Here is a 12,884-nt window from a genome sequence, read left to right as displayed (position 1 = left end):
ATCAGTACGTTGTTCTCCGCTTTTTCGCCCCTTCCTTCATACAATAAAAGGATCAGGTCCAACCTTCGATGTCACTTACCTGTATATGGATGTTACTACTATTATAGTTAGTTACATGTTACATTTCGACTTTATGCTAGAAAATGAATAAGAAGTCACGGTTTTGGGATATGTACCCCTTAGTTGGCTACTGTAGAGTACTGAAGGGACAAAAGTCTCATTTAGCTATTGGAAAATTTGGCCAATTTTGGCTGGTTAACAGGTTAAAAAGAGTCTCAATTGCAACTCTTTAACTTAAAAAAAGACTGCTTCCCGATGCCTAGGCTCGGTACAGCAGTCTTATCATGATCTTGTATATGATCGGATAATGTTAACAATATCGTCTTAACGTATGATGTCCTTATTACCCCTTAGCGGCAGCTTGAGGTTCTTGGGTTGCCTGATCTTCGTTCATATCGCCGCCATCCGTCGCTTGATCTGTCAGTACAGTCTCAGATGAGTTACCCATCACCTTGTCTATAAGTTGTAGCCAAGGTTCTTCACTGCCTCCACAGCTCTCAATATCACCGAGCAGGGACTCTAGCGTGGTTCCTTCTTCTGGCAAATCAATAACTAAACTGTCTTCGTCAACTTGGATGGTGCAGCAGGTTTTCATTGTAAATCCCTCGCTTAATTCTTATTTGAGCATGCAAGTATGCTTGCTCAGATGGGATGAACTCCCACGGATCCAGGGATAAGCCTTTTGAATCCGTCTGAAATTATAAACCTAATGCATCCCAATTGCAATGAACAAACCTTGAATTTTTAAGAATTAGCGAATTAGTTCAAACATTCAGCAAGCTCCGTAAAAATCACTCCAAGCGCATAAGCCCCCGCGTCTGGATAACCAAGGCTTCTCTCTCCGACCGCTCCGGCACGTCCCATACGCGCCACGATGTTTTCTGTCTTTTTGGCCCCTAGGACAGCGGCTTGAGCTCCTCGCACAAAGGCTTCCTTCACGTCAACATTTGATTTCGCGCTCTCTACCCAGCTATCCGCACATGGCACTAATGCATCAATAAGCGTTTTATCACCCACGACGGCTCCTCTGCCGAAAGAACGTTCACCTGTCGACTGTATGCCTTGCACCGCAGCCTGCATCATATCCGCGAATTCGGCAATGGTCAGTTCGCTTCGTTCACCCGCAGATCGTGCTGCCGCGCGAAATGCTGAGCCCCAGATCGGACCCGAAGCCCCACCGCAGTATTCCATGATGACGAGCGAGCATGAATGGAGAAAGCTTCCCATCGTCAAGGAATCTTGGTGTAGGATGTCGCTCCATTCCCGTTTCAGCTGACGGAACCCCTTGGCAACACTCATGCCAAAGTCGCCATCGCCTGCATGAGAATCAAGATCGCAGAAAGGCACCTCATTCTTGATGATAACCTCGCTCATTTTGTCAACCAGGTATATCAGGTTGTTCAACGTAATCTTGTTATCCTCAATAACTGCAAAAGCAGGGGCGGTTTCCACCTCGAAAGATACTTGCCGATTTTCGTCTGCTACAGTTGATAGATCTGTGAACACGACTTGATCAGCAGGTCCAGACACCTTGAACGCAGGCGTGTTGCTTTCATGGGAAAGTAAGGTTTGCAGTTCGTCGTCCAGCTTCATGATTGAAACTGAGATGCCCGCCATATCGATACTTGTCATATAATTGTTGACGAAAGATCGATTGATCTTGATTCCCTTCGCTGCTAGTTCGCGAGTGACCGCATAATTGAAAAGATACAGTTCTTGCAGAGGCGTACCGCCAAAACCATTGATTAGCAGTGCAATTTCTCCGCTGAATCCGTTTTCGATCTGCATGTCTCGAAGGAGGTCGGTTACCATTCTGCGTGCCAGCGTATCCGCATCTGTCAGCTTCTCGCGTCTGATTCCAGGCTCGCCGTGAATGCCAACGCCGTATTCGATTTCATCAGGCCCGAGCTCAAACGTTGGCGAGCCCTTCGCCGGCACGGTGCACGACGTCAATGCAAATCCGATACTGCGTACATTCGCAGCGGCTTTCTCCGCCACTGCTTTGACTTCTGCCAAACTACGCCCCTCTTCTGCCGCTGCACCCGCGATCTTATGCACAAGTACCGTGCCCGCTACACCGCGCCGTCCGACCGTATATAGACTGTCTTCTACAGCGATGTCGTCTTCGATCTTTACATAGTCCACTTCCAAACCATCTTCAGCAGCCAGATGAGCGCCGTTTCTAAAGTTCATGATATCGCCGCTGTAGTTTTTGATAATCAGCAGTGTGCCTTTTTTCCCAGCTGTTGCTCGGATGGCCTGATACACTTGAATTTGCGAAGGAGAGGCAAAAACATCACCGCAGACCGCCGCATCGAGCATCCCCTTGCCGACAAAGCCGGCGTGAGCGGGCTCGTGTCCGCTGCCACCACCGCTGATGAGCGTTACTTTCTCCGTGTTCAGTTCCTTTTTCTTGAGCACTTTATATTTTGGTAGAAATTCCAACTCGGGATGCGCGAGCGCGATACCACTGCACATCTCAAGAACCAAATTTTCCGTACGGTTGATGACCTTTTTCATGCTATTTTACCTCCGCTTTGTACTGGCTGCCGATCCGGTCGGCCGCAGCAATTGCCGCTGCAACCTGCTCTACCGTGATCGGAAACGGCATGGCATGAATCGATTCCTCCTCAATGCAGGCTTTAGCAGCTACTTCCATGAGTTCTTCCTGGCTGATATGATCGACACCGATATCGGCCAAGCAGACCGGCAAACCGATGGTTAAACAGAAATCCAGTACCTGATGTAATTCTTCCGTCGGTGCGTTTTCGAGCACCAGCTGTGCGATCGTACCGAACGCGACTTTTTCTCCATGGTAATAGTGATGCGTGCCTTCCAGAATGGTGAGTCCATCATGAATCGCATGGGCCGCAGCAAGTCCGCCGCTTTCGAAGCCAAGACCTGAGAGTAAAATATTAGTTTCAATGATATTTTCGAGTGCTTGTGTAACATGATTTTCATCGCATGCCGCTTTTGCTTTGGCACCGTCTTTTAAGAGCATTTCATAGCATAACGTTGCAAGTGCCAACGCCGCATTCGTACCTACGGCTGGCGCACACTGTCCCTCGCGTACTCCATTAGGCAGTCCAGCGTTGACCCTGGAGTAAGAGCGAGAGGTCGCACGGGCTTCAAAGTATGTCGATAGTGCATCACCCATACCTGATACGAGGAATCGGGTTGGTGCATTGGCAATTACAGTGGTGTCAACTAATACGACACTCGGGCTTTGTTTAAAATAGGCGTAATCGTCGAATGCGCCTTCTGGAGTATAAAGAACGGCCGAGTGACTTGTCGGCGCATCCGTCGCAGCAATCGTCGGACAGATGATAAGCGCTTCCCCTTGTGCCACACATTTCGCCGCGTCAATCGCTTTGCCGCCGCCGAGACCAACGATGCAATCACATCCATTCGCAGTGGCGATTTCTTGGAGTCTAGACACTTCTTGTCTGGAGCACTCACCCATAAAACCGCTTTCAATAAAGGTTACGTTATACTTTTCCGTAGTGGAATCAAGCTTATCTTTCACCCGCTCCACATCGGCTGGATGCGCGATCAGTAAAGCAGATTTGCCAAAGGTACTCACATAGTAACCCAAATTCAACAATTCGTTTTCACCTTGTACATATTTGCTTGGGCTGATAAAAGCTTTTCTCATCTATAATTCCTCCCTTTAATGGTGTTGGTTTCGTTCTGATTAAAACTATAAACGAACCATGTGAACTTTACATTGGAGGAATCAAGGAATATATTATAATTTGCAATCGTATTTTTTTGCACTGAAGCATGTGAATTGTACTTTTTTGTTGTTGCTTACAGGATAATTTACTATTAAGGGATGGGAATCTTGATACGTGAACATTTGAGCATCCAGAAAATCTTTGATTTGAAAAAGTGGGAGCAGTTGCAGGATTCATTAGCATCCGTTACCAAATTAGCCATTCTCACCGTCGATTATAGAGGGAATCCCGTAACTAGTCACAGCCAATGTCAATCGTTCTGCAAGAAGGTTCGCCAAGATGAGAATCTCCTTCCCTACTGCCAGAAATGTGACTCTCGTGGTGGACTTGAAGCGGTGCGTTCCAACAAACCTTATATTTATCTCTGTCATTATGACATCGTTGACATCGCGGTACCAATCATTATCGACGATAAGTACATTGGCGCCGTCATGGCAGGTCAGGTTCGCCTAGCCGATCCTTCGAACGCTTTACAGCTGGAACAAATCCTCACATCAAAAAATGAAAAACTGTACAGCTCCAAATGGGAGGAACTTAAGGACTACTATGCCGATCTGCCGACGATGACCTATCAGGAAATTCAGATGATCTCCAACATGTTATCCTTATTGTGTAATTATATTGTTGAAGAAGCAATGAACAAAAATCTTCTCGCGGAAATGTTCGAAAAGGCTTCGGCCATACAGTCCAGTCCGCAATTGTCTGATATCCTTCCTGGCTACTCGCTGAAGCATATCGAAAGCCTTAAGAAAGAAATGAATAATTTCTTAGCAGATGCCTATCTGAACTCCTCAGGGGATGAGGATATTCCGTGCGGAAATCCTGTACTCAAACCCGCCTTTGAATATATTTATGAGCACAAAGGTGAAACTTTCTCTCTAAAAGCCATGGCTGACTTGTGTCACATTAGTCCGAGTTATTTTAGTCGGCTGTTTGCGAAGGAAACGGGTGAGAACTTTTCCAGCTATCTTGCCCGCTTAAAGATGAAATGGGCGAAGCAGCTGCTCGAAGCTACAGATATCCCTGTATCCCAGATCAGTAGTGAGCTCGGCTTTAATGAGCCAGGGTATTTTATTAAAATATTCAAAAAATATGAAGGCACAACACCCGCGGTATACCGAAAGTATTACAAGGGATAAATATAAAAAACAGATGATTCATGGGTCTATCATTACCATGATCATCTGTTCATAATGTTCTTGCCCATGCTACCTCTTCAGTGTGTACTGATCAGGCTGCCTGACCTTTTTGTTAGTAATTATATTATGGCGTGTTTCTTTAGAGCTACTGTAATGTTTCTGACTGATCCTGAGCATTCGTTTCATTGTGCATAGATTCTGACTTTTTCTTGCGAAATAATTTGGCAAAAAACTTGCCTATCACACCAAACACACCTACACAAGCAGCACCAATGAGGACAAGCACCTTAACTCCCGCGCCCTTAATAAAAGCAAGGATTAATGCCAACAAACCTACCTTTTTAGCTACTGCCAAGCCGGCCCCTCCCAAAATCAGTCCGGTCAGGCCATATTCAGAAATTTTGTCCGTTGAAGCATTAAAATCTTCGTATCGCTCACCTGATTTGACTGTCAGCTTGGGTAATATTTTCTCATTCAAGAACTTCTTATCCGCGTCCAAATGTGCAGGATCGGACACTAATATGGCAGAGATATAACCCTGACGAGTGAGCACACGAACATTATAATTAATCAGCTTTTCCTTGTTCCCATCCTCCGCCAGCATAGACCAGGTTAAATTATGGGTCGTTTCATTATAAAAAGGCTCCACATCCCAGCCTGTAACATACAGGCGATCACTTTCCGCTTTTTCCTTGTTACTCTCTTCCGTACCCTCTTTATAACTATCTAGAATGGCATCTGCATCGATGTCTTCTTTTTCATCATCCTTGATATGTCCAAGTTCATAGTATTCAAAAACAACTTCCCAATTTTGATTTTCATCCTTCGGAAATATACTCCCAATTTCCTTGCCAGATGGCTTTTCGTGATTCATCTCGCTTACCTTCGCAGTGTTAGCCGCATCCAAAAAAAGAAGAGATGAGTCTAAATCAACCGCAGCTACATTTCCCAGGTCTACCTTTCGGCCACCCTCAATCCATTTTAACTGTTCACTGGATGAAGCCCATGCATTTCCTCCACTGAGTAGCACCAGACTAAGCGCCAACAGCGCTCCCAAAATCGTTTGGCCCCATCTCATTTTGTGGTTACATCTGTTATCTAGTCTCTTATTCAAAACTCATTACCCCTTTATAAATTCCAATATCTCCCGTGTCCCCAACCATATTAGCCACTGCTTTATATTTTGTCAATTCACCGTAGCAAAGGGCGTTTCCACGACTTAATACTCATTTTTATACATATGTATGCAAATTTTCTACTCTAATCGGACTGGTTTTACAAGGTATGGAGGAGCGATATAAAAAGACTCATCATGGACAAGCACAATTGCGCAATCGCTGCAACTTATCCGTTCAAGTCTCTCTCACTTATAATTTCTTAAAAGACGTATTCCTTGATATGACAACTTTGTTGACCTCAAGCTTAGTCTCAAGCACATCCATCTAGCCTATAAAATGTCGAATTTCAGCAGGTTAAGGAATGCATACTTCACCAAACAAGCGACTATAGTCTTAGTGACTTTATGCCTGTTTTTATACATATGTCATCTTTTTTATTTAAAAAAATGTATAGGCTTACACCGGATTGATTTAACAAATACTGGGGCATAGAAGTAAAGATAGAGGGGATGCATACTCCACTCCTCTATCTGATGTTCTAATCCACAATCATCCGTCCAGCTCCACCGCCCTGCCAGCGGCCTGTTGTGCGCTTCCCCCGTCCGGCTCCTTCCAAAATCAGCACCAGCTGCCTATGGAGCTGAGCATGTGAATATTCCTTATATTCCACACCACTTCGGTTTGCAATATAATGCTGGATAGATTCTCTGTCTACAGCCTCCAGGTTCAGGCACATCATAGCAAACATACAATCCATCGGATCGGTTGTACCGCTTTTGAGCAGCTCGGATGCAAAATAGCGCAGCGTTTCTGGGCGCAATGTACTTTGATACAACCCCGCAAACGGGACATGAATATCACTCCATGTATTGAACTCAGTAGCCATATCGGCAAAATCCTGATAATTGGAGCGAAGCACGGCTCCATCTTTGAGTTTGAATCGGCCCAACTCCAGTTCATCCAATCCGATCTCAGCCTCGGCCTCTAGCACAATATCTGCATGATGCACGGTGAAATCCGGGCGATCGGTTTGTTCCAAAAAGAGCAGCTTCAACACCGATAGCCGCCCCGTAGCCACATATGAAACTTCCTGCTCTTGCTCCAGCAGGTATAATCTATTTTTATGCTTTACAATGCCTCTGCCTACGGTCAGCGCATGTTCCCCGACGGTCACATTCATTCCGGTAATAATACCATCCGAATAATCCTGATACCGGATATCCAGAAAGCTACGGGGGTAATCCCGCAGATTTTCCAGCATCTCGGTTTTGAGAATGCGACCTTTTTCAAACTTTGGAACGATATGCGTTAACATGGGGTTTCCTCCTTTCTCTATTCTTCTTTATTTAAGGGAACAGATAGCCGATTCACACCAGGCGCAGGAGGCGGAACAATAACTCCATCATCGGTGGTGGGTGGAGCTTTACTTACTCCAAGTAATCCAATAAATAGGCGAAAATTCTTTTCTATACATCTGCGTATATCCATCGTGCTCCCCCCGATTGAAGACTGAGGTTTAATCTCAGAGTTTATTGATCTACCTTTACATCCCGGCTCCGCGCCCAGCCTGCTCGCGCAGTATATAATTCAGCTCGCGCTTGTCCACAACATAGGTACGTGCAATCAGATCGTGAAGAGCCTGTTTTCTAGCTGTAAAGCCTGCCATGATAAAACCGATCCACAAAATGATACTCGATACAATTTTACTCCAGTAGCGGGCACTCGCACGTCCAAAGCTCAGCTTTTGGTTAAATTCATCTACTACAACGATACCAAGAGCCAGCTTGCCCACCGTAGCTCTGCATTTGGACGATTCCATGATCGCAAAATACAACCATGAAGCCCCCAAATTCATCAAAGTTTGTCCTAATAATTGCATAGTAAAAATAGCAGTCGGCCCGTCCGTCAGCATAGAGGTTTCTGCCGGAGATGGCACCCAATCTCCAATGGCCTGAATGATGATCCAGACCAGTCCGATGATCATAAATACAAATCCTAAAATAAGGCTGTCAATGATATAGGCCAAAGTTCGTTTCCAAAAACCTGCATACAGCATGTTATTCCCTCCATGTGTTGTGTGCTTTTCTGATTTCTGCATTTTGCAAAATCCTTAATTTATTATTTCGTGCCGTCAAAGAAATCCAGCTCGGAGAGATCATTTTCGAAGGCATAAAAGCGCTTCGGACCCAGATACAGCAATTCATCACGGCGAGTAATCGGTACGACGTAAAAGCCCCAACGACTATCCCCGACAAAAACAAAATATTTCGTCTCCTCATTGCGAATGGAGTCCGTATCATCCTGTGGAATATCCTGCCCGTACAGCACAGCAATTTCCTCATACGGCATGGGTTCAAAGGCATCTGGCCGACTGCGGTACACATGACGCTGACGCAGCTTGCCCCCGTTGGCCGTCAGGAAGAATTCCACTTCAACCGCTTGAGACGGCCGGGAAATAGAACCGCGTACCCGATTGCTTTCCAAACTCGCAATCAGCTCCTTCTCACGCCCCGTATGCGTCCATGCGCTGACCGTATACGGAATCGCTGGAATATGATTGGTAATGACAGGCTCAATGGTTCCCATTTTTTTAGCGTTCAGGTAACGAATAGCCCCGCGCAGACAGGCCATTTTCAACTCAGGTACTCGGCTCAGGTCTTCTGCCTTTTGTCGAAACTCAATACTGCGCCCTGGTACAAATTCCTTGAGTGCTTCGCGGAACACGTCAATCCGGCAGGACTGCCCGGTCAATTTGATAATCGAATAATCCTGCAAGCGCCCCTCCAAATAAAAATCATCCAGAAACTTACGCACGATATTGTAGATATCTGCCTTAAGCAGCTGCTGTACTTCACGAATATTAAACACCACATCAGGCAAACCATATTCATCACGGAACCGTCCGTTCTCAATGACCGAAACCAGCCAACGATCCATTACAGCAATGTTCAGGTCGCTTTCAGCAGATAATACCTGCTCGGATTCAAAGCGGCTGCGCAAGATTCCTGTACGTAGAAAAAATTCCTTTTTCATATTTTCTGCTGCACTCCACAACAGATGAAAATTACTCAGTACCCGTTGATATTCATCCCGTGTAGCATGCTCATACCGTTTGAACGCGGTAGGCAAGATCGCCTCTGCCTCACGATAGCGTTCCTCCAGCCCTGCATATACAGCATCTACACCAAACTCATCCACATGACGGTACAAATCTCCCGAAGGAATGCCGATCAGAGCATCAATATCAGTGTCAGGCAAACGCGTCTCAGCAGCATAATAACCTGCAAATACAATTTTCATAAACTGCATAATCCGATACGTCAGATTATTTCCACCAAAATTGGTATCCCCATTTTCATACGTTGTGTGAATATCCAGCTTGTAAGCAATACGTCCATCTTCAATCCGGAAGCGGCAGGAAGACAAATCTGTCGTGCCCCCACCACAATCAATGACAAGTGCCTGATACTCCTCACCGTCTGCAAAAGTTCCTCGTTCCATCTGGTCTGCCAACGTGTTGTACAGCACTGCCAGCCCTTCGTCCAGCGCATCCTCCGCTTCAATCCGATAATCAGGCAAAATATCGCTAAACATCTCAATAAACTGGGGCTGCAGCTTGACAGGAGCAGAAAAGTGTAAATTGCGAAACCGACACTTAAATTGCTGCTCGGCTGTAGCAATCACATAACGGATAAACGCCGCTAAAATATCGCTGCGGGAAGCGGTTGCTGTATTCCCCTCAGAATCCATTAATTCTTCGATTCGCTTATAGTCATTGACCCAACGTTTAATCCCCCGCAATACCGTGGCACGGCTGCCTGCCACATCGCTTCCACGTAGTGCCTCCTCCCCAAATGCATAAACGATATGCTCGGGATTGGAGCAGTCCGCGACGCGAATGGCGGTCGGCAGCACTTCGATCCAGTCGCCTTCCGTACCTTCTGGACCAGGGAATGACACATAATTGATAGCGTCCAGCCTTACTGTGCTGCTCATCCCTGTATCAGGGGCCGTAACGTAGGAACTATCCAAATAAGCACCTGCCGTGGTGTTCGAGGTGCCAAAATCAATCGCCAGTACCGCATCGGTTGTTTCCGTGCCCCGAATGATCAGCTCTGCCACCGGGATTCGATGACCCTGAAGTTTCAGCGGTAGCATCGGCTTATCTCCATAGTAGAGGTTATAAAAATATTCTGACTCCTGTCTTCGCAGAAACAGCAAGCTATAGCTATGATTAGATGTCTCTCGCAGTTCAGCATCGCGGTGACGAGAAAGATAATATACGCCTGTTCGTCCCTCATCCTTCACCAAATTTAAAACACCACATAATTCCCCTGTCGCATTCACCAGCAGCACATTAGATGAGCTCAGCCAAGGCAAATCGGATTCGATCCGATAGTTGTCCATGCGACCTGTGCGCACCCCCTGATACAGCGTGATTTTGGCGGGAACCCGAATACCGCCACTCTCCTGCGGACGGTCATTCCAGTTGCGCTGTAGTGCCGATTGCATACGTTCAAAACCGTCAGGATTGGGTCTGGTAATGAGTAGATGCTCCTCCGCGCTTCGAAATCGCAAGATTACGCGAATCAATTCTTCACGTGCCAGACGATTCGCAAAGCCCTCGACCAGTCGCTCTTTATCACATATCCCGCGCAACTGAAAGGTCGTCATTTGCTCCAATTCCGCCTGAGTGTATTTAGTCGTGAAACGAGCGCTTTTTCGATCGGTGAGCGGGTCTAGCAACCTGTATGTATAGGGTCCGTTCATCGTTCACATGTCCTTTCTTAGCCATTTAGCCTTAATAGAGGGCGATAGCATCTATTTTCATCGTAGGGTCTTCCTCCAAAATGCCGAAATGACTGGTCCAATACAATTCCGTCGTAAACCGTGCTGGAAGAAACAAATCGAGAATCAGATCGACTTTGATTCGTGACAGCATCGTCTCCTCCTGGCCAATATATATGAGTAGTTCGTCTTTTTCCTCACAGTTGGTGTAAATGATCGAGCGATGGAAGACGCGACGCATCGTTTGTTTTAACAGATGTACGGCTTCCCCCGTCTCATACAGGCGCAGCAGGCCTTCAGCAATCGCGTCCTGTTCCTCACGGTTTAATTGTCCAAAGGCTTCCTTTACCTTCGGGCCAAAAATACCATCCGCAATATCACGCTGAACAAACCTTATATGATACTCTCGCCGATTCATCCCTTGATACAAATCGATCTCCGCCAGAAAATGCATCATAATATCAAATAGCGATTCTCTCAGCTCCAGATCCTCTGCTGCATCCGGTGGAAACAGATCCCGAAAAATAGAATAAAAGCGGTAGTACGGATTAATCTCCACTACCTGCTCCAAATGGGACGTATTCAGCTCAGCCAAGCTAAGCTCCATATACGGAGAATAGCTGACAGCGGGTACGAAGCGGAATTTATCTACATCCAGCCCCTGTTTCCTTGCGCGCATGAGCAAATCCCAAACGTAATTCACACCCATTCTCCTTCACACTTGTACTCTGGAAAATACATCTGCACTTCCGACACCAGAAAGCTCATTAAATCGGACAAAATGTAAGCAGGTGCGGTTGGCAACACATCCTCAGAACCACGTCTGAACCCCAATCGCATGATCTGCTTGCCATCCTCTGTCCGTACATTATCGCTGACAAACGGATTTAACGGATACGTCTGAGTTTTGGTTACAAGGTTGCTTATATCATTTCGCCCAGCACCTCCCCAGATGTCCACACGCTCTAGCTCTAGCCCCTGTGCCGCTTCAAACGAATTAACGATGCGCGTGATCTCTGCTTTAGCCCGGACAATCACGGCCTGTTTTCCTGCATAGCGACCCAAAAAGCTGTCCTGCCGCCGATTAGACAATACCGGAAAAGTCTGACGACTAAGCTTGGTTGTAAATGGTTTCGTAACCTTCAACACATTCCATTCGCCAGATTTATCACGTGGTGTGACAATCGTCAGTTCCTCTTCTGTCCGCTTGATATAGCGGATATCACTTTCAGTCCCGTCAATCAGGTAACCATGCTCTGATCCTGTTTTACGCAAAGGCAGCACATGCTCATAGTTCACACGATCCATAGCTGGTATAGGAAAACCGCTGTTCTTTAGAGCCAGTCTTTCAATGTTCCACAGCGGAAAAACATCGGCTTTCTTATAAACGTCGAATTCCTCCAACGAAATCGAGATTTCATGGATTTCTTCATGAGCGGCCGGCTCGCCGTCCCCACCAATCAATACACAGTCCACAAATTTATAAGCGTATGGATGGTTAATCGTTTTCCACGGCATACCATTTTGCATAAATGTATGATACAACTGCTCAATCTCCAACATATAAGATCGGTTATGCTCCAGACGAAAACGAATCGGGTAGTTTGCAGTTTCCGTGACCAGCATTCCTAAGAAAATTCGTTTGCTGCGTACCAGTGCCGAGATTTGTTCGGTCTCCATTTCGAGAAAAAGCGTAAATAGCGGCATCTCCCCGCCTTCGCGTACCACCTCTGCCACACGACTGATGTCTACCTGTTTTTCTACTGCATCGGAGGGCAACACAGGATATAAAAATTCATGAATCGGGTCGTAGTCCTCACGCGATGTCAATGACACATACACATCAAACTTTTCTTCTGTATTCTCAATTTCCTCAAATACCCGCCGTTCTAGCTGGCGGGTCATTTCTTCCTGATATTCGACGAGGTTCATAAATACCCCCGCCATCATATTTTTCAGTAAACGTCTCTGCTCTAAATCGTCCATCTTGCTCAAACGATCTTGTACCAGCTCTTTCACGACGTCTCACTCCCTTCCGGCTC

General features: G+C 46.2%; 11 protein-coding genes. 1 reads left to right on the top strand and 10 read right to left on the bottom strand.

Annotation, left to right across the window (positions count from 1 at the left end; translation table 11 throughout):
- Window positions 1–403: 403 nt before the first annotated feature.
- From MMB75_RS00600 to MMB75_RS00590, 3 genes are all read right to left on the bottom strand, one after another.
- Window positions 404–655 carry a hypothetical protein gene (locus tag MMB75_RS00600; protein ID WP_013372537.1) on the bottom strand — a complete coding sequence of 84 codons (252 nt, stop codon included), beginning with the start codon at window positions 653–655 and terminating at the stop codon, window positions 404–406.
- A 164-nt stretch (window positions 656–819) separates the two neighbouring features.
- Window positions 820–2,580: a dihydroxyacetone kinase subunit DhaK gene (gene dhaK / locus MMB75_RS00595; RefSeq protein WP_017426766.1), complete on the bottom strand. Its 1,761-nt coding sequence runs from the start codon at window positions 2,578–2,580 to the stop codon at window positions 820–822.
- 1 nt (window position 2,581) lies between these two features.
- Window positions 2,582–3,715, bottom strand: a complete 1,134-nt coding sequence (locus MMB75_RS00590; RefSeq protein WP_016818681.1) for a glycerol dehydrogenase — start codon at window positions 3,713–3,715, stop codon at window positions 2,582–2,584.
- A gap of 189 nt (window positions 3,716–3,904) precedes the next feature.
- On the opposite strand from MMB75_RS00590, the gene MMB75_RS00585 reads away from it, so the two are divergent.
- On the top strand, window positions 3,905–4,936 hold the full coding sequence (locus MMB75_RS00585; RefSeq protein ID WP_029514300.1) for a PocR ligand-binding domain-containing protein: 1,032 nt from the start codon (window positions 3,905–3,907) through the stop codon (window positions 4,934–4,936).
- A 145-nt stretch (window positions 4,937–5,081) separates the two neighbouring features.
- On the opposite strand, the gene MMB75_RS00580 is transcribed toward MMB75_RS00585, so the two are convergent.
- The 7 genes from MMB75_RS00580 to MMB75_RS00550 form a co-directional block, all read right to left on the bottom strand.
- The gene (locus MMB75_RS00580) at window positions 5,082–6,014 is read right to left on the bottom strand and encodes a DUF2167 domain-containing protein (protein WP_019688275.1); all 933 of its coding nucleotides are present in this window, start codon (window positions 6,012–6,014) and stop codon (window positions 5,082–5,084) included.
- A 578-nt stretch (window positions 6,015–6,592) separates the two neighbouring features.
- On the bottom strand, window positions 6,593–7,369 hold the full coding sequence (locus MMB75_RS00575) for a hypothetical protein (RefSeq protein ID WP_016818678.1): 777 nt from the start codon (window positions 7,367–7,369) through the stop codon (window positions 6,593–6,595).
- Window positions 7,370–7,386: 17 nt separating this feature from the next.
- Window positions 7,387–7,542 (bottom strand): hypothetical protein, encoded by a 156-nt coding sequence (locus MMB75_RS00570; RefSeq protein WP_162835280.1) that lies wholly within the window; start codon window positions 7,540–7,542, stop codon window positions 7,387–7,389.
- A 55-nt stretch (window positions 7,543–7,597) separates the two neighbouring features.
- Window positions 7,598–8,110: an RDD family protein gene (locus MMB75_RS00565; protein ID WP_016818677.1), complete on the bottom strand. Its 513-nt coding sequence runs from the start codon at window positions 8,108–8,110 to the stop codon at window positions 7,598–7,600.
- A 62-nt stretch (window positions 8,111–8,172) separates the two neighbouring features.
- Complete coding sequence (locus MMB75_RS00560; RefSeq protein WP_045244266.1) at window positions 8,173–10,824, bottom strand: Hsp70 family protein; 2,652 nt, start codon at window positions 10,822–10,824, stop codon at window positions 8,173–8,175.
- 31 nt (window positions 10,825–10,855) lie between these two features.
- Complete coding sequence (locus MMB75_RS00555) at window positions 10,856–11,545, bottom strand: hypothetical protein (RefSeq protein WP_016818675.1); 690 nt, start codon at window positions 11,543–11,545, stop codon at window positions 10,856–10,858.
- Window positions 11,542–12,861, bottom strand: coding sequence for a hypothetical protein (locus MMB75_RS00550; RefSeq protein ID WP_045244265.1), 1,320 nt, complete (start codon window positions 12,859–12,861; stop codon window positions 11,542–11,544). Before MMB75_RS00550 ends, MMB75_RS00555 begins: the two co-directional genes overlap by 4 nt.
- Between the last annotated feature and the right edge of the window lie 23 nt (window positions 12,862–12,884).

It is taken from the genome of Paenibacillus sp. P2(2022), assembly GCF_029522175.1.
In the GTDB taxonomy this organism is placed as follows: Bacteria; Bacillota; Bacilli; order Paenibacillales; family Paenibacillaceae; genus Paenibacillus; species Paenibacillus polymyxa.
The sequence above is the reverse complement of the archived record's forward strand: the minus strand, read 5'-3'. Positions and strand labels throughout refer to the sequence as shown.